This is a genomic window from Actinomadura flavalba DSM 45200 (assembly GCF_000374305.1).
In the GTDB taxonomy this organism is placed as follows: domain Bacteria; phylum Actinomycetota; class Actinomycetes; order Streptosporangiales; family Streptosporangiaceae; genus Spirillospora; species Spirillospora flavalba.
On record NZ_KB894093.1, the window covers coordinates 105,710 to 129,837 of the forward strand.

Here is a 24,128-nt window from a genome sequence, read left to right on the forward strand (position 1 = left end):
GCGCCCGACCACTGAAATGGCCTCCCATTGTGGCGTACGGCACGGGCGCTCGGGACGGGACGGCTACAGGGCGGGCAGGTCCGGCAGGCGCCCGGCCGCCAGGTCGGCGGCGCGGGGCGCGAGGGCGGGGCCGTGGCCGGGATGGGTGAGGATCAGGAACGTGCGGTTCCGGACCCCGGCGACGACGGCCGCTGCGACCTCGCCCGGGTCGATGCCGGCCGTGACGGCGTCGTCCATGACCTGCCGGACGAAGGCGCGGTCATCGGTGCGCGGCGCGGGCTCCCCCGGCCGGTTGCGCTCGGAGTCGGTGAGCCGCGTCCGCACGCCGCCGGGGCACAGGACGGACACGCCCAGCCGGGAGCCCGACAGCGCGAGGTCGTGCGCGAGCGTCTCGGTGGCGGCGAGGACGGCGTGCTTGGAGACGGTGTAGGGGCCGGTGAACGGCGTGGGGAACAGCCCGGCGATCGACGCGGTGTTGACGACGTGCCCGTCGGTGTCCTGCTCGATCATGCGCGGGACGAACGCGCGGACGCCGTTCAGCACGCCGCCCAGGTTGACGCGCAGGACCCAGTCGAAGTCGTCGGGCGGCAGCGTCCAGATCCGCCCGCCCGCGAAGACGCCCGCGTTGTTGCAGAGCAGGTGGACGGCGCCGAACGCGGCGAAGACCTCGTCGGCGAAGGCCGCGACGGAGGCGGTGTCACCGACGTCGGTGACGCGGGCGGTGACCGGCGCCCCGGCCGCAGCGACGGCCTCGGCGGTCGCGGTGAGCGCGGCGTCCTCGACGTCGGCGAGGCCGAGGGACATGCCCTCGGCGGCGAGGCGGAGGGCGAGCGCGCGCCCGATGCCGCTGCCCGCGCCGGTGACCACCGCGACGCGTCCGCCCAGGACGTCCATCGACACTCCAGACCTAACGTTTGTTTGGTACCGAGAGTGTAACCGGACCGGAGTCCGTCATGCCCGCTTCGGGAGGCCGAGCTGCGCGATGAGGTCTTCGACGCGGGCCCGGATCTGCTCGCGGGTCGGACGGCCGGGAGCTTCGGGGGTCACGGGCGGCCCTCGGGGGCCCGGTCCGGTGCGGGGGTGCCGCCGGGGCGGGTGAGGAGCGACGCGAGCCGGTCGGTCGTTTCGGTTACGAGGCGGTAGTACACCCAGGTTCCGCGGCGCTCTCCGTCGATCAGGCCCGCTTCGCGCAGGAGTTTGAGGTGGTGGGAGATCGTCGGCTGGGAGAGGTCGAACGCCGGGGTCAGGTCGCAGACGCACACCTCGCCGCCCGCGCGTGACGCGATCATCGACAGCAACTGGAGACGCACCGGGTCGCCCAGCGCCTTGAACACGCGGGCCAGTTCACCCGCCTCGTCGGCCACCAGGGGCGCGGTCAGCAGGCCGGGGCAGCAGCCCGCCACGCCGTCGCGGCCGACCACCCGAAGCCCTTGTTTCGACATGCTTCTATATTGACAGCCATCGAATCAGAGGGCAACTTTGAATAGAGGAACTTCGATACAAGCACCTGGGGAGACCGTCATGTCCCGTGTCCAGCTCGCCCTGCGCGTCGCCGACCTGGAGGCGTCGATCGCCTTCTACTCCCGGCTCTTCGGCGCCGAGCCCGCCAAGATCCGCCCCGGCTACGCCAACTTCGCCGTCACCGAGCCGCCGCTCAAGCTCGTCCTGCTGGAGGGCGAGACCGGCGAGGCGACCCGCCTGGACCACCTCGGCGTCGAGGTCGCCACCACCGACGAGGTGGCGGCCGCGACGTCCCGGCTCGCGGAGTCGGGGCTGGCGACGTTCGCGCAGAACGACACGTCCTGCTGCTACGCCCTCCAGGACAAGGTCTGGGTCACCGCCCCCGGCGCCGAGCCCTGGGAGGTCTACACCGTGAAGGCCGACGCCGACACCCTCGGCACGAGCGCCGACGACGCCTGCTGCGCCACCGGCCAGGCCGAGCCCGCCCCGGCCAGGGGCGGTTGCGGGTGCCGCCCGAGCTGAGCCCCGCTGGACGGGCCCGGCTCAGGAGGCGGGCGTCGCCGCCGGTTCCGCGACGGTCGCCGCGTCGGACGGGAGCGGCACGCTGAACGAGCCGAGCTTGAGGGCCAGCACCTCCAGTGCCGCGACGGCGAGCACCAGCGCCACACCGATCAACGCAACCCGGACACGACCCACGTGGCTGTTCACTTATGCACCTTCCGACCCCAATGCGAGTGTCCGAAATTATCAGCAACCCATAGGAAACATGACGTGAACGGCGTGACTCCCCTCTCACCCGTCCCGCGCGGACGCGCACCCGAGCGGAGAACGGCCATCGGCGTCACCGCGCTCATACGGGACGGCGACCGCGCGTCACCACGTCCCGACGTCGCGACGCCCGCGCCGCCGGACGCGCCCGCGAAGCGCGGGTGGACGGGGACGCACAGGTCCGATTCGCTATCGCACGTTGCGCGAACGTGACAAGGTAGGACGAGGAGATCCGCCCCCGGCAACAGAGGAGTGCGGTGCACCCCAGCCCCGTCAGGATTCTCGCCGTCGACGACCGCGACGAGAACCTCGTCGCCCTGTCCGCGGTGCTCGACGCGCTGCCGGTCGAGGTCGTCGCGGTCACGTCCGGGCAGGCGGCGCTCAAGGAACTGCTCGGCGACGACTTCGCGCTCATCCTGCTCGACGTCGTGATGCCCGGCATGGACGGATTCGAGACGGCCGGGCACATCAAGAGCCGCCCCAAGACCCGCGACGTCCCGATCATCTTCCTGACCGCCGCCGGAGACGACGGCGAGGAGGCGTACCGGGGCTATGCGGCCGGCGCCGCCGACTACCTCACCAAGCCGTTCGACCCGTGGCTGCTGCGGGCCAAGGTGTCGGTGTTCGTCGAACTGCACCGCCGCAACCTCGAACTGGCGCACCAGGCGTCCGTACTGCGCCGCACCACCGCCGACGACGGCGCCGTCCGCGCGATCGTGGACGGCCCGATCGCCCGGCTGGAGGCCGAGGCGGCCCGGCTGCGCGAGGTCTCCGGCGTGCCGTCCGGCGCGCTGGCCGGGCTCGACGCCGAACTGGGCGACCTGCGCAAGGCGCTGGAGGCGCTGGCCGCGCGCGGCTGACTCAGGGCGCGGCGGGAACGACCGCGACGGCGGGCGGCACCGGCGCGGGCAGCGCGGACGTCTCGGCCAGCCGCTGCCGGATGATGAACGCCCCCGCCAGCACCGCCGCGACCGCGAGCACCACCGCGATCGTCACGATGATCATCGTCTTGCGGCGTTCCCGGTCGGCCCCGCCGCGCGCCGGCCGCTGCTCCTGCCACGACGGATAGTGCTGCCCGCCCGGCGGCGTCTGCGGCGGGAACACCGGGCCGCTCGGCGCGGTGCCGGAGTCCTGGGCGGTCCAGCCGCCGGGCGGCGTGCCGGGCGGGTCGAAGCCCTGGGGACGCGGCTCCCACCGGCCCGGCTCCAGCAGCGTCCGCGCCTCGGGCTCGGCCGGGACGGGCGGACGTCCGTGCTCGGCCGTCCACGTGCTCCGGGACCGGTCGCGGCGGGTGCGCGGTTCGAGTTCGGCCGAGTCGAGCACGGTGTCGGCGGCGCGCTCGGGGACGCCGAACCGCGCGGACGGCTCGTCCACGATGGTGCCGTCGACGAACGTCGCGGGCGCGTCCGGCATCGACGCGACCCGGGACAGCAGCGGTTCGGCCTGCGCGCCCGTCATCCGGAAGCGCGGCTCGCGGGCGAGCAGGCCGTCCAGGACGTCGGCGAGCGGGCCCGCGTTGCGGGCGGGCGGCACCGGCTCCAGCAGCGCGGCCTGGAGCGACGACATCGCGTCGGAGCGCTCGTAGGGCGACCGGCCCTCCAGCGCCGCGTACATCGTGGCGCCGAGCGCCCACAGGTCGGAGGCGGGCACGGCGCGCTCACCGCGCGCCCGCTCCGGCGGGATGTAGGCGGGCGAGCCCATGACCAGGCCCGTCTGGGTGAGGGTGGCGTCGCCCTCCATCTGGGCGATGCCGAAGTCGGTGAGGACGACCCGCCCGGACGCGGTGATCAGCACGTTGCTGGGCTTGACGTCGCGGTGCAGGATGCCCTTCTCGTGCGCGGCGCGCAGCGCGGCGAGCATCTGGAGGCCGATCTCGGCGACGCGGCGGTGCGGCAGCGCGCCCTGCTCCAGGTGGTCTTGCAAAGAGCTGGCGCGGACCAGCTCCATGACGATCCACGGCCGGTCGGACTCCTCGACGACGTCGTGCACGGTGACGACGCCGGGGTGGTTCAGCCGCGCCGACGCCCGCGCCTCGCGGAACGTCCGCTCGTACAGCACGTCGCGCTCGGCGTGGGTGAGCCCCGGCGGCAGCACGATCTCCTTGACCGCGACCTCGCGGTCGAGCATCCGGTCGTGGGCCCGCCACACGGTGCCCATCCCGCCCCGGCCCACCACCGCGTCGAGCCGGTAGCGACCGCCGAGGAACCTGTCCTGTGCCATGTCCGCCTGGTCCGCCTCGCCGCCGTCCGCCAGTACCCGTGCCGTGATTCGGACGCGCTCACACGCCCGCCGGTTTCATTTCACGCCACCGAGCCCACCCCGTCCAGGTCATTGTTCACGGTACGGCGTGTTTCGTTCCACTCGTTGCGCGCCAAGACCGACGCGGGTCAGTCGTCGGCGGGCTTGAAGAGCCGGTAGACCGGGTCGAGGTCGGCGAGCGTCTTGTCCCAGTCGTCGGCGGGCGCCGACAGCAGGATGGCGTAGCCGTGGCCGTTCTGGACGAACCCCCGGTTCAGGGCGCGCATCCGGCCGCCGTTGCCGGAGTACGTCCACTCCCAGTCGGCGGACTTGGCGCCGCTGGGGTCGCTGACCGGCTCGCCCTTCTCCACCGGCTCGATCTTGATGAGCCGGTACCCGCTGAAGCGCCGCTTGCCGGTCGGCTCGTACTGCTGCCAGTCCTTCAGCGCGCTCGGGTTGGGGTTGTCGGTCTGGCCGATCTGGATGTAGGTGCGGCGGTCGGGCGAGCGGAAGAAGTGGTTCTGCGCGTCGCGCCGCTCGGGGCCGCTCCAGCCGTCCGGGACGGCGACCTGGTAGCCCGTGCGGTCCTTGTGGAGGCGGAAGCCCGCCGGGACGCCCGTGGGCGACGAACTCGGCGTCGCGGACGGGGACGTCGGCGGGGTGGTGGAAGGGGCCGCCTTCGGGGACGACGGGGGCGCGGAGGTCGGGGTGTTCGCCCGGGGCGGGTCGTCGTCGGGGCGGGTGCTGGCGTAGACGACGGAGGCCACGGCGATGATGAGGACGACCGCGATCACCCCGACCAGCAGCACGTTGCGGCTCGGCGCCGCGAGGCCGCGGCGCGGGCGGGCCGGGGCCTGGGTCTCCTCGCCGACGGGCCAGGCGCCGCCGGACGGCGCGGCCGTGGTGCGCTCCGCCGGGGCGGGGTCGGGGGACGGCGCGGGGGTCACGGCCGGGATCTCGTCGGACGGCACCTCGACGGCCAGCGTGCGCTGGTCGTCGATGGTCTCGCGGCGGACGATGTCGTCCAGCAGGGCCCCGGCCTCGCGGGCGTCCATGCGCTCGTCGGGGTTCTTGCGGAGCAGGCCCTCGATGACGGGGCGCAGCCGCCCGGCGCGGTCGGGCGGGTCGGGCTCCTCGGAGATGACGGCGACGAGCGCGGCCATCGGCTCGTTGCGCTCGAACGGCGAGCGGCCGTGCAGCATCGCGTAGAGGGTGACGCCGAGCGACCACAGGTCGGACGCGGGACCGGCGGTGCGGCCCCGGGCGCGTTCGGGCGCGATGTAGGCGGGTGATCCCATGACCAGGCCGGTCTGGGTGAGCGTGGCGTCACCGGCGGCGGTCGCGATGCCGAAGTCGGTGATGACGGCGCGTTCCCCGTGCGGGACGGCGCCGGTGACCAGCACGTTGCTGGGCTTGACGTCGCGGTGCAGCACCCCGGCGTCGTGCGCGGCGTGCAGCGCGGCGAGCATCTGGCGGCCGAGGTCGGCGGCGCGGCGGACCTCCATCGGGCCGTCCTGCTTGATGACCTGGTCGAGGGAGCGGGCGTGGATCAGCTCCATGATGATCCACGGCCGGCCGTCCTCCTCGACGACGTCGTAGACGGTGACGACGCCGGGGTGGCCGAGCCGGGCGGCGGTGCGCGCCTCACGGAACGTGCGCTTGTGGTGCACCGCGCGTTCCTCGTCGGTGAGCCCGTGCGGGAGGATGACCTCCTTGACCGCTACGTCTCGCCCGAGGACTTCATCGTGAGCCTGCCAGACCGTCCCCATGCCGCCGCGACCGACGTGCGTCTGAAGTCGGTAGCGACGGGCGAGCAGACGCCCGCCGGTGGTCTCATTCGGCATATCCGCGACCATATCGACTTTCGCTGACACTGTTGGACTCGCCCCGCACGCCATAACCCCCTACCCGCTGGACGCGGGCGACACCTGCGAGGTTCGCGACCTGCGCGAACACGGCACGACCACGAAGCGACGGCAGAGACACGGCGATGGACGCGACACCCGGTACAAAGAAGACGACGACACGGCGGACCCACGACGGGAGGCGCATGGGCAGCGGGCCGCGCGGAGAGTGGCGAGGTCTCATCGAGGCGTCCCCCACGATCTTCTTCTGGTTCACGCGGCTGTCGGGAATCCTCTCGCTGCTCTCGTGGGTGTCCTACGGGCTGATCATCGAGCTGACGGACATCTGGGCGCTGCGCTGGCTGGGCTATCTCGGCGGGTTCCCCAGCGTGCCGGTGGGCCTGCTGTGGATTCTGCTGTCGATGGGGGTGCGGCGCCGTAAGAAGGCGGCGTGGCGGCTGCTCGTCGTCGTGTTCGCCACGTACGCGGCGCTCAGCCTCCTCGCGCTGCTCACGGGTCTGCTCGATCCGGCCGAGCCGACCCCGGTCGGGCTGGCCGTCACCGTGGTCGTCTACGGCGGGGCGCTGGTGCTCGTCCTGGCGTCGCGGAGCCAGTTCACCACGCTGCCCGACCGCCGCAACCGGCGACTCGCCCTCATCGTCTTCACAGGTCTGCTCATCGTCACCGGCGGGATAGGGACGCTGCTGGTCACGCTGACCGACCGCGACCCCGACGGCGGGTTCTGGACGCACCCGCTGTACGCGGTCGCGCAGACCGTCCTCGGCCCGCGCGTCACCGGCAAGCCGATCGACGTGATCGCGCCGTTCTGGGTGGACGTCATCCTGTGGGGCCTCGGCACGGGACTGCTCGTCGCGACGTTCTGGGCGCTGTTCCGGCCGGGCCACCGGGACGCGGTGCTCAGCCCCGACGAGGAGGTCGCGGCGCGCGCGCTGCTCGCCGAGCACGGCGACCAGGACTCCCTCGGCTACTTCGCGCTGCGCCGCGACAAGGACGTCATCGTCGCCCCGAACGGCCGCGCCGCCATCGCCTACCGGGTGGAGGGCGCGGTGTCGCTGGCCAGCGGCGACCCGCTGGGCGACCCCGAGGCGTGGGACCAGGCCATCGACGCGTGGCTCGGGGAGTGCCGCGCGCACGCGTGGATTCCCGGGGCGGTCAGCGTCGGTGAGCGGGCGGCGCGCATCTACGAGCGGCACGGCTTCGACGCGCTGGAACTGGGCGACGAGGCCATCCTCGACCTCACCGAGTTCAACCTGGACGGCCGCGAGATGCGGCAGGTGCGCCAGGCGGTGCGGCGCGTCGAGCGCGCCGGGTACACGGTGCGCATCCGGCGGCACGCGCAGATCTCCCCCGACGAGATGTCGCGGCTCATCCGCAGCGCCGACGCGTGGCGCGGCGAGGAGACCGAGCGCGGGTTCTCGATGGCGCTGGGCCGTCTCGGCGACCCCACCGACGGGCGCTGCGTCATGGTCGAGGCGTTCGACGCGCGCGGCGATCTGCGCGGGCTGCTCAGTTTCGTCCCGTGGGGCCGGACGGGGCTGTCCCTCGACCTGATGCGCCGCGACCGGGCCGCCGAGAACGGGCTGAACGAGTTCATGGTCGCCAAGCTGGCCGAGCAGGCGGCGGCGGTCGGCGCGCAGCAGCTCTCGCTGAACTTCGCGATGCTGCGGTCGGCGTTCGAGCGCGGCGCGCGGATCGGGGCGGGGCCGGTGGCGCGGCTGTACTACCGGGTGCTGTCGTTCGCGTCGCGGTTCTACCAGCTTGAGTCGCTCTACCTGGCGAACGCGAAGTATCTGCCGCTGTGGCGTCCCCGGTACATCTGCTACCGGCAGAGCCGGCACCTGGTGCGGCTGGGCCTGGCCTACGCGCGGGCCGAGGGGTTCGTGCCGAGCCTGAGCCGCAACCGGCTGGACCGTGCCGCGCGGATCGTACCCTCCCCCGACCTGGTGGAGAAGATCGCGCTGATCGAGGCGGAGGCCGAGGCGCGGCGGGCGCCGACGCGGCGGCTGTCGGAGCAGGAGCGCGTCCGGCACGCCAAGCTCGACCGCATCCGCGCCGCCGGGCTCGACCCGTACCCGCTCGGCTACGACCGCACCGACGAGGCCGCGGACGTGCACGCCCGCTTCGCCGGGCTCGGCGCGGACGCGCACACGGGCGCGACGGTGTCGGTCGCGGGCCGCGTCGTCCTGGCCCGCGAGCACGGGCGGCTGATCTTCGTGACGCTGCGGGACGAGAGCGGCGACCTCCAGATCATGCTGTCGGAGGAGTGCGCGGGCGCCGAGGCGCTGGCGCGGTGGAAGGAACTGATCGACCTCGGTGACCAGGTCGGCGTGCGCGGCGAGGTCGTCACCTCCCGCACCGGGGAGCTGTCGGTGCTGGCGGCGTCGTGGACGCTGACGTCCAAGTGCCTGCGCCCGCTGCCGAACAAGCGCACCGGCCTGTCCGACCCGGAGGCGCGGGTGCGGCAGCGGTACGTCGACTTCATCGTCAACGACGACGCGCGCGCCATGCTGCACCGGCGCGGCGAGGCGGTCGCGGCCGTGCGGGACGTGCTGCGCGAGCGCGGCTACCTGGAGGTCGAGACGCCGATGCTCCAGCCCGTGCACGGCGGGGCGACGGCGCGTCCGTTCACGACGCGGATCAACGCCTACAACATGCGGCTCTACCTGCGGATCGCGCCGGAGCTGTACCTGAAGCGGCTGCTGGTCGGCGGCGCGGGCAAGGTGTTCGAGCTGAACCGCAACTTCCGCAACGAGGGCGTGTCGCCCAAGCACAACCCCGAGTTCACGATGCTGGAGGCGTACCAGCCGTACGGCGACTACGACACGATGGCCGTCCTCACCCGCGACCTGGTCATCGCGGCGGCGCGGGCGGCGCTGGGCACGACGGTGCTCGTGCGCGACGGCGTCGCGTACGACCTGGCCGAGCCGTGGCGGGAGATCACCGTGTACGGGTCGGTGTCGGAGGCGCTGGACGCGGCGGTCACGCCGGACACGCCGCGCGCGGACGTCGCCGCGCACGCGGAGGCGGCCGGGCTGAACGTCGATCCGGCGTGGGGGCAGGGGCGGATCGTGCAGGAGCTGTACGAGGCGCTGGTCGAGGAACATCTCATGGCGCCGACGTTCGTCCGCGACTATCCGGCCGAGACGTCGCCGCTGACGCGTCCGCACCGCGACGACCCGCGCCTCGCCGAGAAGTGGGACCTCATCGTCTTCGGCATGGAGCTGGGCACCGCCTACTCCGAGCTGATCGACCCCGTCCTGCAACGCGCGCGGCTCACCGAGCAGTCGCTTCAGGCCGCCGGGGGCGACCCCGAGGCGATGGAGCTGGACGAGGACTTCCTGCGCGCCCTGGAGTACGCGATGCCCCCGGCCGGGGGCATGGGGATGGGGATCGACCGGCTGCTCATCATGCTGACCGGCCGGTCGATCCGCGAGACGATCCCGTTCCCGCTGGTGCGCGGCGAATAGCGGCTACTTCTCCGCCGCCGCGCCGCCCGCGCCGACCAGGCTCGTGTCGGCGCCCGCCGCCAGCCAGCGGCGCTCGTACTCACCGAGGCGGCTGCGGGAGTGGCGGGTGACGACGGCCGGGACGGCGGCGCGGAACGCCTGCATCGCGGGCAGCCAGCGCTGCCCGTAGACGTGCGGGCGGCGGCGGACCAGGCCGTCCACGAGCCGGTCGACGGTCGGTTCGAGGGCGTAGGTCCGGTTGGACGGGAACGGCAGCGAGGCGCGCATGTCGCGCAGCGCCGCGTCCCGGTCGGCGCCGCGCACCATGTCGGTGTCGGTCCAGCTCAGGTAGCCGATGCCGACGGTGACGCCGTGGTGGGCGACCTCGGCGCGCAGGCTGTGCGCGAACGCCTCCACGCCGGACTTGCTCGCGCAGTAGGCGGCCATCATCGGCGCCGCGCACAGGGCGGCGAGCGAGGCGACCTGGTAGAAGTGGCCGCGCGTGCCGCGCAGCGCGGGCAGGAAGGCGCGGGCGGTGTTGACGCTGCCGAGCAGGTTGACCTCGATGACGCGGGCGAACGTGCGCGGGTCGGAGTGCTCGACGGGGCCGCCGGTGGCGATGCCCGCGTTGGCGACGACGGCGTCCACGCGCCCGTAGTGGGCGACGACCTCGGCGGCGACGGCGTGCAGGGCGTCCTGGTCGGTGACGTCGACGGTCCAGGCGCGGGCGCCGGGGCCGCACTCCTTGGCGGCCTGGGCCAGCTCGTCGGGTTCGAGGCCGAGCAGCGCGACGCGCATGCCGCGTTCGGTGAGGCGGCGCGCCATCAGCAGGCCGAGGCCGCGCGCCGCGCCCGTGACGACCGCGACGCGGCCCGAGACGTCCACCTGTGCACCCACGTGGTCTCCTTAGATCGTTCGTGCCAGTCCCAACTGGGATCGGCAGCGTAACGCAGACCCGTATGGGGGTTCTAACCCGGGTTGAGCCGATCGCGTAGTTCAGCGATCTCGGTGCCGGCGCGGCGGTCCATGGCGCGGCCGAAGTGCTCGTCCGCGACCGTGCGGGCCACCGGCCGCAGCCGCGCGACGATGCCCGCCACGCGCTCCAGCTCGCCGGGCGCGGGCGCGTCCCCGACCGGGTCGACGACGTGCCGCCGGATGAGGTGCGCGAACCCGAACGCCATCCGGTCGAAGGCGGCCTCCAGCTCCCAGCTCAGCGCGAGCATCGCGGCCAGCGGAATCCCCGCCCGCACCAGCTCGCCGGTCGCCTCCAGCAGGCGGCTGCTCGTGTGCAGCAGGCGGTCGCCGTCCACGACGAGATAGCCCAGCTCGACGGCCTCGGCGATGTTCCGTTCGGTGACCTGGTCACCGAACAGCGCCGCCAGCTCGGCGGCGGAGATCTCGACGGGCGTCTGCTCCGCCCACGGCGCCCCGGCGGCCCGCTCGAAGCCGAGCAGCTCGGTGACGTCGCGGCCCTGCCCGGCGGCGGCCAGCAGCTCCTCGATGCCGTCCAGCCGGTAACCGCGCTCCAGCAGGTCACCGATGGTGCGCAGCCGCTCCAGGTGGGCCGCCGAGTACCACGCCGTCCGGCCCCGCCGCACCGGCGGCGGCAGCAGCCGCTTCTCCTGGTAGTACCGCAGCGTCCGCACCGGCACCCCGGCCGCCGCCGCCAGCTCCCCGACCCGGTACTCGGCTCCGTCGCTCACCCGTCACTCCCCGGTTGCTACCAGCGGTGACTGTCATCCTAGGTGACGCTGGCGCGGTAGGCGTCGACGGCGAAGCGGAGCCGGGCCTCGACGAGCGAGTCCTCCCCGGGCGGGCAGGCGAGTTCGGCGCGGGCGCGCGCGATGAGCGTGTCGTCGTCGGCGGCGCGGTCCTCGGCGGCGAGCTGCGCGACGAGCGCCAGGAGTTCGGGCCGCTTGTAGGTGACGATCGAACGACCCTCGGGCACCGGGTCGGGCTCGGGCTCGGCCGGGGACGCCGCGAAGCGCGCGGCGAGCAGCGTGAACAGCGTCGCCGTCGGGGTGACGACGTCACCGAGCGGCGGCGGGAGCGGCGCCGGGGCGCGCTCGGGCGGCGGCAGCGGCGGGCCCGGCTCCCCGACGAGGATGACGCGCGGCGCCAGCCACAGCAGGAACAGCGCCTCGGCCCCGGCGCCGTGCTCGCCGTCCACGATGACGACGTCGAACGCGTCCGGGCCGGGCGGCAGGACGTCCGGGACCTGCCAGAGCGGGACGATCCAGGCCGGGATCGTGCCGGGGCCGTCGCCCCAGGCGGCGCGGGCGCGGGCGGCGGTCAGCTCGGCGTCCAGGGCGCGGTGCCGGTCGGCGGCCTGCGCCGCGTCCCGCTCCAGCCCCTCCACCGGCGGGCGGCCGCCGCGGCGGGCGCCGGGCTCGGCGGCGCGCTTCCACGCCTCGTCCCAGGTGGCGATGCGGTCGGGCCAGTCGTCGCCGGCGTCGTAGAGCATCTCGGCCAGCTCCGGGTGCACGGACTGGACGCGCCGCATCAGCTCGTCGCGGCGCAACTGCGCGGCGCGCCGGTGCCGGGCGTCGGCGAGGGCGTGCAGGGCGCGGCCGTAGGCGGCGGCGTCGCGGGCGTCGATGGCGGCGCGGGCGTCGGCCAGCTCGGGCGGGTCGCGCCGCGTCACCGGGATGGAGTCGCGCAGGGCGGCCAGGTCGGCGGCGGCGCGGTCGATGCCCTGGCCGAGCAGAACGTGTTCGAGCCCGGCCGTGTACCCGTACCACTGCACGGGGTGCGTGATCGGGATCGGGAGGCGCAGCGCGGCGAGCATCCGCGTGGTCTCCTCGACGTCGCCCGCGATCGAGCGGACGCGGGTGAGCCGCTGGTGCGCGCGGCGGAACCGGGCGACGCGCTCGGGCAGCGGCACGTCCGCCGGGAACGACACGCCCGCCTCCTCCCAGACGGCCTGGAGTTCGCGGCAGGTGAGCAGCACCGTGACGTGGACGTGCAGCGCGTCGAGCCGGGCGGGGGTGAGCGCGGGTTCGCCGTCCACCAGGCAGGTGCGCAGCAGCGCGCCCGCCTGCCGCAGCGGCTTGCGCGGGCCGCGGCGGCCGAGGTTCTCGACGAGCTGGGTGCGCAGTTCGCGGGCGTCGGACGCGAGCAGCCGCAGCGGCGGGTCGCCGGGGGGCAGCTCGATGTGGCGGCCCGCGATGTTCTCCAGCAGCGCCGCCGCCTCCTCGACGCGGCCGGTCAGCTCGGCGACCTGCTCCCACACGGCGGGGCGGCGCCGCGCGAGCAGGTCGGTGAAGGCGCGGACGGTCGGGTCGGTGTGCTTCCACCCGGCGGGGTGGCCGGTCATGCCGAGGTCGCGCAGCGCGGCGTTCACCGGCGCGGCGCTCTCGTCCAGGCGGGTGAGGACGGCCGGGTCGCAGGAGCGCAGCGCCGCCGAGACCTCGGTGTCGGCGCCGTCCACGCGGTCGGCCGCCGCCGCCTCGGCCTCGATGAGCGTCCGGACGTACGGGGCGCTGGGCAGCGTCGCCGGGTCGACGTCGCGGTGGCCGGTGCGGTCGGGCCCCTGGTCGGTGAGCAGCCGGACGAGTTCGGCGGCCTCGGGCGCCGAGATCGGCGGCGCGGGCGGCAGGCCGGGCCGGGCGGGCAGCCACGACGGCCCGGCGGGGCCGTCGTCGGCGCGCGCCCGGTCGAGGCGGTCGCGCAGCTCGGCGGCGCGCTGCGCGGCGAGGGCGGTCCGCCGCGCGAGGTCGTCGGCCCGGTGCCGGTCGGCGGCGGCGTCCGTCCGCGCCGTGCGCGCCCGCACGGCCTCCGCGACCAGCGCCGACGTGCCCGGCAGCGCGCACAGCTCCGCGATCTCCGGCGGCAGCGCCCCGTGCAGCCGCCCGGCGGCGGCCGCGTCGGCCGTCACCGCCAGCACCCGCTCCCCCTCCCCGAGCAACCGGGCGACCAGCGCGGCCGTCCCGGCGGGGCCGTCCCCGGACGCCCACCCGGCCCGCCGGGCGGCGCCCGCGTCGGCGGCGTCGGGGTCGTGCGCGTCGGGGGTGAACCGGCCCGAGGACGGGTCCTGGGCGCGGGGCGCCGGGGGGCGGGGGGCCAGCGCGGCGGTGGACGGCGTGGTGGTGAACTGGACCGGGGACGGGGCGTCGGGGTCGAGCAGGGCGGCGAAGGCGGGCGGGACGTGCGGCTGGGCGCCGATCTCCTCGAAGTAGGCGGCCACGGCGGCGCGGCCGGGCGGGCGGACGACGAGCGCGGGGGCGAGCCAGAGGCGGGCGGCGGCGCCGGAGGCGGCGGAGGCGTGCTCGGGCGTCCAGCCCTCGGAGAAGTCGATGGTCTCGCCGGTGAACGCGAGCGCGCTCCAGGCGCGCAGCACCTCGGCGACCGACGCGTCCAGGCCGAGGCCGCGGCCGCCCGCGACGTCCTCGCGGAGCGCCGCCGTCCGCTCGGCCGAGTACCCCTCGGCGCCGTCGAGCAGTTCGCCGTCGCGCAGGCCGGACGGCCCGGCGAGGAGCACGTCGACGCGCTCGGACCGCTCGTCCACGACGATGCGGACGGGCGTGGTGAGCAGGTGGTCGCGCACGGGCCCGCGCGTGAGGAGCCCGGTGGCGAGCACGACCTCGTCGCCGCGCACGGCCGCGAGGTCGCGCAGCGCGCGGTACCAGTGCCGCAGCGCCAGCCACGCGTCGAACTCGGCGCGTTCGGCGGGCGGCGCCATCGGGATGATCGGCACGCTGAACAGGACGTCGCCGGGCCCGGCCTCGGTCTCGACGTAGACGTCCGGCGGCAGATCGGCCAGCCAGTGGACGCGCGCGTAGGAGGCCAGATCGCGGGTGGGCGCGCGGCGGGCCCGCGCGAGGTCGCGCAGAAACGCCGGCAGCGGGCCGGGGGCGTGGCCCGCGCCGATGTCCCCGCTCCCCGGGCCGCCCTTTTCCGGCACAGCCGCTCCTTCCGGACGACGCTGAGCCGATCTAACACCCTGCGTCGGCGGCTTCCAAGCATCCCGAATGATCTTCGGCTCGGGGGCCAGGAAACCGCGCGACGCTGTGCTTCCAGACACTGGCGCCGAAGCGGACCTCCCTGCTATAGGAGATCGGCCGATCCGGCGTTAGCGCAGGTCAGCGAGTGGACGCCGTCCAGGGCTCGCGCGCGTCGACGTCATCGTTCGGCAACATGATCCACAGCACGATGTAGACGACGAACTGCGGGCCGGGCAGCAGGCACGACAGCACGGCGATCAGCCGGACGACCGTGGGCGTCAGGCCGAACCGGCGGGCCAGCCCGGCGCACACACCGGCGATCCAGCGGCCCTGTCGCGGTCGGGAGAGGCCGTTCATGGGATGTCGACTCCGTTCGAGAGTGCGTCGATCGCGTTCTGCGACCACGTACCCCACGCTACGAACCCAAACGCCGCGCCCGCATCGCTCGAACGGCCGGTTCCCGCCTCCTACCTCGGGATTAAGGGTCATCCCCTAGGGTGACGCCCGCCGCGTCTTGCCGGAAAACACGCTCGGACCTTGCCGTTCGCGGCCCTGGCCCCGGGTAGGTCGTCCCTTCGGAGACCGCACCAGAGGGCGAGTGAAAGGAGTCCGTCCATGACGGACGTGTCGAGCATGGGTTCCGCGCCGGACGACGACCGGCCGGTGCTGACCAACCGTCAGGGCCACCCCGTCTACGACAACCAGAACCAGCGGACGGTCGGCGCGCGCGGCCCGGCGACGCTGGAGAACTACCAGTTCCTGGAGAAGATCAGCCACTTCGACCGGGAGCGCATTCCCGAACGCGTCGTGCACGCGCGCGGATTCACCGCGTTCGGCCACTTCGAGGCGTACGGGAAATGGGGCGACGAGCCGATCGCGCCGCTCACCCGCGCCAAACTGTTCGCCGAGCCCGGCAAGCGGACGCCGCTGGCCATCCGGTTCTCCACGGTCATCGGGGGCCGCGACTCGTCCGAGGCCGCCCGCGACCCGCGCGGCTTCGCGGTGAAGTTCTACACCGAGGACGGCAACTGGGACCTGGTCGGCAACAACCTCGCGGTGTTCTTCATCCGCGACGCCATCAAGTTCCCCGACGTCATCCATTCCCTCAAGCCCGACCCGGTGACGTTCCGGCAGGAGCCGAACCGCATCTTCGACTTCATGTCGCAGACGCCCGAGGCGATGCACATGCTCGTCAACCTGTTCAGCCCGCGCGGCATCCCCGCCGACTACCGGCACATGCAGGGGTTCGGCGTGAACACCTACAAGTGGGTGAACGGCGACGGCGACACCAAGCTCGTGAAGTACCACTGGATGCCGGGCTGCGGCGTCTCCAGCATGACCGAGGAGGACGCCGCCGCCGTCCAGGCGGGCGATCTCGGCCACGCCTCCAGGGACCTCTACGAGGCCATCGAGCGCGGCGACTTCCCCGAATGGGAACTGCTCGTCCAGGTGATGGACGACCACGACCATCCCGAACTCGACTTCGACCCGCTCGACGACACCAAGGTCTGGCCCGAGCAGGACTTCCCGCCCCGCGCCGTCGGGAAGATGGTGCTGAACGCGAACGTGTCGAACAACTTCGCCGAGAACGAGCAGATCTCGTTCGGCACCGGCGTCCTGGTCGACGGCCTGGACTTCTCCGACGACAAGATGCTCGTCGGCCGCACGTTCTCGTATTCGGACACGCAGCGCTACCGCGTCGGCCCGAACTACCTCCAGGTGCCGGTCAACCGGCCCAAGGGCGTCGGCCAGGTGCGCACGAACCAGCGCGACGGCCAGATGACGTACGACGTCGACTACGCCGGTGAGAGCCCGCACATCAATTACGAACCGTCCCTCACCGGCGGGCTGCGCGAGGCGGAGTACCCGACCCACGACGACCAGGGCCCGGAGATCTCCGGCCGCCTCACCCGCAAGCGCATTCCGCGCACGAACGACTATCAGCAGGCGGGGCAGCGCTTCCAGCTCATGGAGCAGTGGGAGCAGGACGACCTGGTGAAGAACTTCACGGATCTGCTGGGCCAGTGCGTCCGTCCGATCCAGGAGCGCATGGTCTGGCACTTCCTCCTGGTGGACGACGACCTCGGCCTCCGCGTGGGCGCGGGCCTGGGCGTCACTCCGGAGGACGTGCGGAGCCTTTCCCCGCTCCACCACCAGACCCTCACCGAAGAGGACCGCGAACGCCTCGCCAACCTGGGCAAGAACGGCCCCCGCGACGTAACGGGCCTGACCATGACCCATTCGGTTCCCGACAAACGAGCCGTCCGCAACTTCGGCGGATGACCCTCGCCGGAATGACCGGCGGGACGCCTCACGGTTCGGCGGACGCCTTGTTGAACGCGGCGACGAGGGACGGGAGGCCCGCCAGGTCGTCGAGGACGAAGGTCGCGCGGGCCACGGTGTCCGGGGCGTCCTGGATGTGGCCCCAGGGGCCGCGCCGCAGGAAGGCCGCGCGCATGCCGTAGTCGGCGGCGGGGCGGACGTCGTTGTCGAGGCGGTCGCCCACGTACAGGACGCGGTCGGGCAGGACGCCGGCGAGCTGCGCGCAGCGGGCGAAGAACTCCGGATCGGGCTTCTCGATGCCCCAGATGTCGGAGATGCCGATGGTGTCGGCGTCCAGGCGCAGCGCCGCGACCTGCTCGGCCGCCGCCTCCGGCTGGTTGCCCGCGATGCCGACGTAGAGGCCCTGCGCGCGCAGGTCGGCCAGGCAGGCGCGGGCGTCGGGGTAGAGGTCGGCGGCGCCGAAGCCGTTGGGGACGCCCGCGGCCCCGCGCCGCGCCTCCTCCTCGGCCAGCTCGAAACCGGGACGGAAGTAGCGGAACAGGTCCATGTAGGACCCGCCGTCGCGCAGCACCGCGCCGAGCTTGGTGAGGAACGTGTGGCGGGGCACGCCGAGCCAGTCGGCCCAGCGGCCGTAGATCTCACCCTCGTTGATCAGGGTCTCGCCGATGTCGAAGAAGACGGCCTGGATCGGGCCCGGAGCGTCGCTCACAGCTCGACCGACTCCCCCGGCGCGAGCCGCCGGAAGTCGCGGCCCAGCTCCTCGCCGGCCCGCGTGATGGCGTTCACCATCACGCCGAGGCCGTTGTCGTTGAGCAGCCCGTCGTGCACGACGAACGCGCGCTCGGGCGCGACCTCGCGCGTGTACGCGTACAGCTCCGGCACCTTCATCCACGGCGCGTTGCCCGGCAGGCACAGGGTGCGGACGGGCTCGGACGGCACCGTCAGCGCGTCGCCGGGGTGGAACACCTCGCCGTCCACCAGGAACCCGGTGTTCGGGATCGGCGGGACGTCGGGGTGCAGGATCTCGTGGTCCTCGCCGTAGACGTGGACGTCGAAGCCCGCGACCGTCACCGCGTCGCCGTGGCCGACCTCGTGGACGCGCCCGCCGAGGTCGGCCAGGGCCTGCGCGACCGTCCGCGACGTCCACACCTCCAGCTCCGGGTCGGCGGCCATGGCCTGCCGGACGCGGTCGGGCAGGAAGTGGTCGGGGTGCTCGTGCGTGATGAGGATCGCGGCGGCGCCGTCGAGCGCGTCCCGCTCGGGCGTGAACGCGCCGGGGTCGATGACGAGGGCGCGGTCGTCGCGCTGGAGGCGCACGCAGGCGTGCCCGAACTTGGTGAGACGCATGCCCGGATCCTTTCACGCGGGCGTGCGCCGAGGTCAGCCGCGTGTGTCGTCGTCGGGCAGGAACCGGAAGATCAGCACCAGCCCGACGACGACGGCGACGATCATGACGAGGGAGCGGGCCCCCACGCTGCCGATCGTCGCCGCCGCGACGAAGCTCACGACCAGAATCCACACGGCGGCGAGGACGAGGCGCAACGAGGTACGGGACATGGAGTGCTCACGATCTTGGGTTCCGGACGGGCCGCACCCCATGATCCCATCCGGCCGGGCGCGTCAGCGCAGCACGACCGGCAGATGCCGGGGCCGCCGGATCGTCGTGCTGGTGTCCCACGCGATCTCCGTGGCGGGCACGGCCAGTTCCAGGCCCGGGGCGCGCGCGGCCAGCTCCTGGAGCGCGACGCGGATCTCCAGCCGGGCCAGGTGCGCGCCGACGCACATGTGCGGGCCCGCGCCGAACGCCAGGTGGTCGTGGCGGGAACCGGCGGCGAGGTCCACGACGGGGTTCGGCTCCCAGGCGGCGGTGTCGATCAGCGCGAGCACCAGGTCGCCCTTCGCGACGGGCGTTCCGCCGATCTCGGTGTCGGCGGTGGCGCGGCGCGGCTGGAGCGCCTCGTACCAGGAGTTGGGGAGGGTGCGCAGCAGCGTCTCCACGGCGGCCTCGGTGCCGTCGCCGGACGGCAGCGCGTCCCAGCCGCGCGTGCCGTCCTCGGCCAGCAGGAGGCTGTAGACGGACATCGAGATCGCCCCGGCGGTCGTCTCCCAGCCCGCGATGAACAGCGACGCCACCAGCAGCGCCGTCTCGACGGGGGCGAGGCCGTGGTCGTGCATGCGTCCCACGATCTCGGTGAGGAAGTCGTCGCGCGGGTGCGCGGCGCGGTCGTCGAGCAGCGCCATCGCGTACGCCGTCATGGACTGGACGGCGCGCCCGTTCACCTCCGCGCGGTCCGGGCCGGTGTACAGCAGGCCCTCGCCCCACTCCTGGAACAGGTGCCGGTCGCCCTCGGGGGCGCCGAGCAGGTCCCCGATCGCGTTCATCGACAGCGGGAAGGCGTACCCGCGCACGATGTCGAACGGCTCGGTGCCGGTGTGCGCGTCCAGCAGGCCGCGCGCGAGGGCGCGCAGGGCGGGTTCGAACTCGCGGACGCGGCGCGGGGTGAGCGCCTGGGCGATCACCGCGCGCTCGCGCCGGTGCGCGGGCCCGTCCTTGGCGAGGATGAGCCCGGCCAGCGCCGGGAACGGCGGGACGGCGTCGGCGTCACCGCGGGTGAACAGCAGTTCGTTGGCGAGCACCGCCTGGCAGAGCTTGAGGTCCGTCACGCCCCACGCCTCGTCGCCGCCCGGCAGTGTCAGCGGCACCACCGGCCCCGCGACGGGCAGCGGGACGGCCCGCCGGGGGTCTTCGGGAACGTCGGTGATATCCCGGGGAAAGGGACAGCGACCTGCACTTGCGGCCACTCCGGCGGAAGGACTCAGCACGGCGGGATTGTCAGGCATGTCCATCGCTTTCACGCGGGGGTCACGGGCAGAGCAACCCGATCACCGCCCGCCGCGCGGCGGCAACTGATTCCCCGATCTGGCAGTAAATGACACTTTCATGCGCCGCACATGAAATGCCGCTTTACCTCACGCGAGCGGACTGAAGGTGGAAATATAAGACGTTTCCTTTACCTGCGCCTCCGCGACCGCCTCCCCGTCGCGACGCTGGCAGCGCCCCCCGGCGCTCCCGGTCCCCCGGACCGGGCGGGCCGCGCGCCGCGCCGGTCTCGCGTCCTGTTCCGGCCGCTCCACCGAACGCGCCCGTGACACGAGAAGGCCGGGACGGCGTGGTGCCGTCCCGGCCTACGGTGCGTGCAGCCCGGTCACCTGGTCGAGCGGGGTGCTGATCAGGTGACCGGTGCCGGCGCACCCGTCTGTGCGGGCGGGTTACACGGGCTCGGTGCCCTCGGCGATCGTGAACGCCACGTCGCCCTGCGGGTCGACCTGGGCGTCCAGGGTCTTGTCGTCGAGGAGCTGGGCGACCTCGGCCTCCAGGTAGACCTTCGCGCCCTCCTCCTCGACGATCTGGTCACCCGCCTCGGGCGCGGGGGCCACGGAGAGGCGCAGCGCCTCCGAGCCGTTGATGCCCGGTTCGATGCGGATACCGGTGTCGGGCGGCAGTTGCGGGTCGGCGGTCACGGTACGGATCACCTGGACGGCACCGCTGGTCAGCGTGAGCATGATCAGCTCCTCACGTCGTCGGGGTTGTACTGGACCCTTGCGCACCTCCCCGGGCAGGGGCCCCCTAAACACCCAGCGTGGTCATCCGGCGTTCGGCGCGAGCGCCCGGACGGCGTCGGCCGGGTCCAGTCCGCCGCCCGGGACGATCGCCAGGACCGGCGTGGTCAGGCCGCCGTCGACGTACTCGCGGACGCGCGCGCGGCACTTCTCCGGCGAACCGTGCACGATGAGATCGTCCACGACCTCGTCCGGGATGACCTCCAGCGCTCTCTTGCGGTCACCGGCGGCCCACGCCTCGTTCATCGGCGCGAGCGCGTCGCCCCGGCCCAGCCACTCGTGGAACGCCCGGTACACCGGGACGGTCATGTACGCGGCGATCATCCAGCGGCCGATCGCGCGGGCCTCGTCGGCGTCGTCGGTCGGGCAGACGAACAGCCGGGCGATCAGCTCGCCGTCGTCGCCGTAGGACTCCCGGACGGTCCGGACGTCGTGCGGCGCGAGCCAGTTCGTGATCGCCGCGTCGGCCTCGCGGGCGGCGAGCCGCAGCATCCCCGGCCGCAGCGCGGCGACGGCGATCGACGGCGGCACGGCGGGCGCGGTCTCCAGCTTGAAGCCCTTCACCGCGAACGTGTCGTACTCCTCGGTGACCTTCTCGCCCGCCAGCGCGCGCCGCAGGAACCGCAGCGTGTCGCGGGTGCGCTTGTACGGCTCGTCGAACGGCAGGTCGTTCCAGCGCTGCACGATCGTCGGTGAGGACGCGCCGATGCCGAGGACGAACCGTCCCGGGGCCAGGTCGGCCAGGGTGGCGGCCTGCTGCGCGAGCAGCGCCGGGCCGCGCGTGTAGACGGGCACGATCGCGGGCCCGAGCCGCAGTTCGGGCGCCCACTGCGAGGCGAGCGCGAGCGGGACGAACCCGTCGGTGCCGTTGGTCTCGGCCGACCAGGCGTCGGTGTAGCCGAGCGCGGGCAGTTCGGCGACGAGGTCGCGGTGCCCGGCCAGCGGCAGGCCGGTCAGCGGAATGGTGAGTCCCCAGCGTGACATGTTCTTCTCCTAGGCGATCGCGGGCCGGACGATGGAACCGCCGTCCACCACGAGAGTCTGGCCGGTGAGCCAGGACGCGGCCGAACCGGCCAGGAACACGGCGGCGTGCGCGATGTCCTCGGGTTCGCCGAGGCGGCCGAGCGGCAGCGCCTCGGCGATGGCCTCCTCGTTCTCCTCCCACAGCGCGCGGGCCAGGGCGGTCTTGACGAGGCCGGGCGCGATGGCGTTGACGCGGACGCGCGGGGCCAGCTCCACCGCGAACTGGCGGGTGAGGTGGATGACGGCGGCCTTGGTGGCGTTGTAGTAGCCGATGCCGTGTTCGGTGACCATGCCGCCGACGGACGCGATGTTGATCACCGCGCCGCCGTGCTCGCGCATCGAGCGGTGCCAGGCGAGCTGCGTCCACTCCACGACCGCGTACTGGTTGACCTGGACGGTCTTGGCCGCGGCGGCGGCGTCGATGTCGGCCAGCGGCCCGAAGTAGGGGCTGGTGCCCGCGTTGTTCACCAGGACGTCGAGCCGGCCGAACTCCGCGACGGCGGCGTCGACGCAGGCGGCGGCCTGGTCGGCGTCCCCGACGTGGGCGGCGCGGGCGAGCACGCCGACGTCCGGGCAGGCGGCGCGGATCTCGGCCGCGACGGCGTCGAGCGCGTCCTGTTTGCGCGAGGACACCACGACGTTCGCGCCCTCGGCCGCCAGCGCGAGCGCGGTGGCCTTGCCGATGCCCCGGGACGCTCCCGTGACCAGGGCGGTCTTCCCTTCGAGTCCTGTGCGCATGACCCCTCCTCGGTGGTGCGTCGTCCGGCGCCACTGTAGCGAAGTGACTGACGCGTCAGTTAGTCACCTTTCTTGACCGTGCGCTTGGTTGGTATGCTGCGCGGGTGGACGCCACCAAGGAACGCCGCCCCGCCGTCGACGGCTGGTTCACCCCCGCCCCGGACGTGCGGCTGCTCGGCACCCGCTGCACCGCCTGCGGCACCCCCTACTTCCCCCGCAACGACCTCGCCTGCCGCAACCCGGCCTGCGAAGGCCCTCGCGACGGCAGCGAGCTGACCGAGCACACGCTGTCGGCCACGGGCCGCGTCTGGTCCTTCGCCGACGCCCGCTACCGGCCGCCGCCCCCGTCCGTGTCGCCCGAGCCGTTCCGGCCGTACATCGTCGCGGCCGTCGAACTCGACGCCGAGCGGATGGTCGTCCTCGGCCGGGTCGCCCCGGACGTCTCACTGGACGACCTGGCCGTGGGCCAGACCGTCGAACTGACCGAAGGCGTCCTGTACGAGGACGACACCACCGCCTACACGGTCTGGATGTGGAGGCCCCTCCCATGAGCGACGTCGTGGTGATGGGCGCGGGGATGCATCCCTGGGGCAAGTGGGGGCGGAGCTTCGTCGCGTACGGCCTGCACGCGGCCCGGGCGGCGCTCGCGGAGGCCGGGCTGGAGTGGCGCGACGTGGGATACGTCGCGGGGGCGGACACGATCCGCAACGGATACCCGGGGTTCGTCGCCGGGGCGACGTTCGCGCAGGCGCTCGGCTGGACGGGCGCGCGGGTGTCCAGCTCGTACGCGGCGTGCGCGTCGGGCGCGCAGGCGCTCGCGGCGGCGCGGGCGCAGATCCTCGCCGGGCTGTGCGACGTCGCGCTCGTCGTCGGGGCCGACGCGGCGCCCAAGGGGTTCTTCCGGCCCGTCGGCGGCGACCGGCCGGGCGATCCGGACTGGCTGCGGTTCCGTCTCCTCGGCGCGACCAACCCGCTGTACTTCGCGCTGTACGCGCGGCGCCGGATGGCGCTGTACGGCGCGACGCCGGACGACTTCGCCCGCGTCAAGGTCAAGAACGCGCGGCACGGGCTGGGCAACCCCAACGCCCGGTACCGCAAGGAGGTGACGGCCGCCGAGGTCGCCGCCTCCCCCGTCGTGTCCGATCCGCTGCGGCTGCTGGACGTGTGCGCGACCAGCGACGGCGGCGCCGCGCTGGTGCTGGCGTCGCAGGAGTACGCGCGGCGGCGCGGCACCGGCGCGCCGGTGCGGATCGCCGCCGTGTCGACGGTGACGCCGACGTTCCCCAAGACCGTCCTGGACCTGCCCGACTTCGCCACCGACGCGGCCGTGGCCGCCCCGCCGCCCGAGCGGCCGTTCCGCGCCGCCCTCGCGCACGCGGCCTACGAGGAGGCCGGGATCGGGCCGGACGACCTGTCGCTGGCCGAGGTCTACGACCTGTCCACCGCGCTCGAACTCGACTGGTACGAGGACATCGGACTGTGTCCCGCCGGTGCGGCCGAAACCCTGCTGCGGTCGGGCGCCACGGAACTCGGCGGGCGCGTCCCGGTGAACCCGAGCGGCGGGCTGGCGTCGTTCGGCGAGGCGGTCCCGGCGCAGGCCATCGCGCAGGTCTGCGAGCTGACGTGGCAGTTGCGCGGCACCGCCGGTGACCGCCAGGTCACCGGCGCCCGCACCGGCATCGCGGTCAACCAGGGGCTTTTCGGTCACGGTTCGGCCGTGATCGCGACGCGCTGACGTGAGA

The 24,128-nt window shown here is 73.7% G+C and carries 22 protein-coding genes; 6 read left to right on the forward strand and 16 right to left on the reverse strand.

What is annotated here, in order from left to right:
• Positions 1-63: 63 nt before the first annotated feature.
• The gene (locus C229_RS0100495) at positions 64-894 is read right to left on the reverse strand and encodes an SDR family NAD(P)-dependent oxidoreductase (protein WP_018653118.1); all 831 of its coding nucleotides are present in this window, start codon (positions 892-894) and stop codon (positions 64-66) included.
• A 149-nt stretch (positions 895-1,043) separates the two neighbouring features.
• Positions 1,044-1,442 carry an ArsR/SmtB family transcription factor gene (locus C229_RS0100500; RefSeq protein WP_026313333.1) on the reverse strand — a complete coding sequence of 133 codons (399 nt, stop codon included), beginning with the start codon at positions 1,440-1,442 and terminating at the stop codon, positions 1,044-1,046.
• Positions 1,443-1,521: 79 nt separating this feature from the next.
• On the opposite strand from C229_RS0100500, the gene C229_RS0100505 reads away from it, so the two are divergent.
• Entirely contained in the window at positions 1,522-1,983 is a 462-nt protein-coding gene (locus C229_RS0100505) for an ArsI/CadI family heavy metal resistance metalloenzyme (RefSeq protein ID WP_018653120.1), read from the forward strand.
• A gap of 21 nt (positions 1,984-2,004) precedes the next feature.
• On the opposite strand, the gene C229_RS33935 is transcribed toward C229_RS0100505, so the two are convergent.
• Positions 2,005-2,169 (reverse strand): hypothetical protein, encoded by a 165-nt coding sequence (locus C229_RS33935; protein WP_155884514.1) that lies wholly within the window; start codon positions 2,167-2,169, stop codon positions 2,005-2,007.
• Between the two features lie 317 nt (positions 2,170-2,486).
• Between C229_RS33935 and C229_RS0100515 the strand changes: the two genes are divergently transcribed.
• Positions 2,487-3,089, forward strand: coding sequence for a response regulator (locus C229_RS0100515; protein WP_018653122.1), 603 nt, complete (start codon positions 2,487-2,489; stop codon positions 3,087-3,089).
• Position 3,090: 1 nt separating this feature from the next.
• Here the strand turns inward: C229_RS0100515 and C229_RS0100520 are convergent, their stop codons facing one another.
• Together C229_RS0100520 and C229_RS0100525 are read right to left on the reverse strand one after the other, a co-directional pair.
• Positions 3,091-4,449: a serine/threonine-protein kinase gene (locus C229_RS0100520; RefSeq protein WP_051108830.1), complete on the reverse strand. Its 1,359-nt coding sequence runs from the start codon at positions 4,447-4,449 to the stop codon at positions 3,091-3,093.
• 167 nt (positions 4,450-4,616) lie between these two features.
• On the reverse strand, positions 4,617-6,311 hold the full coding sequence (locus C229_RS0100525) for a serine/threonine-protein kinase (RefSeq protein ID WP_026313335.1): 1,695 nt from the start codon (positions 6,309-6,311) through the stop codon (positions 4,617-4,619).
• 206 nt (positions 6,312-6,517) lie between these two features.
• Between C229_RS0100525 and lysX the strand changes: the two genes are divergently transcribed.
• Positions 6,518-9,799 carry a bifunctional lysylphosphatidylglycerol synthetase/lysine--tRNA ligase LysX gene (gene lysX, locus C229_RS0100530; RefSeq protein WP_018653125.1) on the forward strand — a complete coding sequence of 1,094 codons (3,282 nt, stop codon included), beginning with the start codon at positions 6,518-6,520 and terminating at the stop codon, positions 9,797-9,799.
• Positions 9,800-9,802: 3 nt separating this feature from the next.
• Here lysX and C229_RS0100535 read toward each other — a convergent pair whose 3' ends face one another.
• The 4 genes from C229_RS0100535 to C229_RS28920 form a co-directional block, all read right to left on the reverse strand.
• Positions 9,803-10,675 carry an SDR family oxidoreductase gene (locus C229_RS0100535; RefSeq protein WP_033423877.1) on the reverse strand — a complete coding sequence of 291 codons (873 nt, stop codon included), beginning with the start codon at positions 10,673-10,675 and terminating at the stop codon, positions 9,803-9,805.
• A 71-nt stretch (positions 10,676-10,746) separates the two neighbouring features.
• Positions 10,747-11,481: a MerR family transcriptional regulator gene (locus tag C229_RS0100540; RefSeq protein WP_018653127.1), complete on the reverse strand. Its 735-nt coding sequence runs from the start codon at positions 11,479-11,481 to the stop codon at positions 10,747-10,749.
• 38 nt (positions 11,482-11,519) lie between these two features.
• Entirely contained in the window at positions 11,520-14,681 is a 3,162-nt protein-coding gene (locus C229_RS0100545; protein ID WP_018653128.1) for a DEAD/DEAH box helicase family protein, read from the reverse strand.
• 178 nt (positions 14,682-14,859) lie between these two features.
• On the reverse strand, positions 14,860-15,078 hold the full coding sequence (locus C229_RS28920; RefSeq protein WP_033423878.1) for a PspC domain-containing protein: 219 nt from the start codon (positions 15,076-15,078) through the stop codon (positions 14,860-14,862).
• Between the two features lie 258 nt (positions 15,079-15,336).
• Here C229_RS28920 and C229_RS0100555 point away from each other — a divergent pair, with 258 nt between their 5' ends.
• On the forward strand, positions 15,337-17,004 hold the full coding sequence (locus C229_RS0100555; RefSeq protein WP_018653130.1) for a catalase: 1,668 nt from the start codon (positions 15,337-15,339) through the stop codon (positions 17,002-17,004).
• 28 nt (positions 17,005-17,032) lie between these two features.
• On the opposite strand, the gene C229_RS0100560 is transcribed toward C229_RS0100555, so the two are convergent.
• From C229_RS0100560 to C229_RS0100590, 7 genes are all read right to left on the reverse strand, one after another.
• Entirely contained in the window at positions 17,033-17,713 is a 681-nt protein-coding gene (locus C229_RS0100560; protein ID WP_018653131.1) for an HAD family hydrolase, read from the reverse strand.
• Positions 17,710-18,351, reverse strand: a complete 642-nt coding sequence (locus tag C229_RS0100565; protein ID WP_018653132.1) for an MBL fold metallo-hydrolase — start codon at positions 18,349-18,351, stop codon at positions 17,710-17,712. The genes C229_RS0100560 and C229_RS0100565 overlap by 4 nt, the downstream gene beginning before the upstream one ends.
• A gap of 33 nt (positions 18,352-18,384) precedes the next feature.
• Positions 18,385-18,561 (reverse strand): hypothetical protein, encoded by a 177-nt coding sequence (locus tag C229_RS33940; protein WP_155884515.1) that lies wholly within the window; start codon positions 18,559-18,561, stop codon positions 18,385-18,387.
• 63 nt (positions 18,562-18,624) lie between these two features.
• Complete coding sequence (locus C229_RS0100575) at positions 18,625-19,707, reverse strand: cytochrome P450 (RefSeq protein WP_026313336.1); 1,083 nt, start codon at positions 19,705-19,707, stop codon at positions 18,625-18,627.
• 567 nt (positions 19,708-20,274) lie between these two features.
• Positions 20,275-20,568, reverse strand: coding sequence for a hypothetical protein (locus C229_RS0100580; RefSeq protein WP_018653135.1), 294 nt, complete (start codon positions 20,566-20,568; stop codon positions 20,275-20,277).
• Between the two features lie 81 nt (positions 20,569-20,649).
• Positions 20,650-21,609 carry an LLM class F420-dependent oxidoreductase gene (locus C229_RS0100585; RefSeq protein WP_018653136.1) on the reverse strand — a complete coding sequence of 320 codons (960 nt, stop codon included), beginning with the start codon at positions 21,607-21,609 and terminating at the stop codon, positions 20,650-20,652.
• A gap of 9 nt (positions 21,610-21,618) precedes the next feature.
• Positions 21,619-22,386, reverse strand: a complete 768-nt coding sequence (locus tag C229_RS0100590; RefSeq protein WP_018653137.1) for an SDR family oxidoreductase — start codon at positions 22,384-22,386, stop codon at positions 21,619-21,621.
• A gap of 104 nt (positions 22,387-22,490) precedes the next feature.
• Between C229_RS0100590 and C229_RS0100595 the strand changes: the two genes are divergently transcribed.
• Complete coding sequence (locus C229_RS0100595; RefSeq protein ID WP_018653138.1) at positions 22,491-22,937, forward strand: Zn-ribbon domain-containing OB-fold protein; 447 nt, start codon at positions 22,491-22,493, stop codon at positions 22,935-22,937.
• Positions 22,934-24,121, forward strand: a complete 1,188-nt coding sequence (locus C229_RS0100600) for a lipid-transfer protein (RefSeq protein ID WP_018653139.1) — start codon at positions 22,934-22,936, stop codon at positions 24,119-24,121. Before C229_RS0100595 ends, C229_RS0100600 begins: the two co-directional genes overlap by 4 nt.
• Positions 24,122-24,128 lie beyond the last annotated feature (7 nt).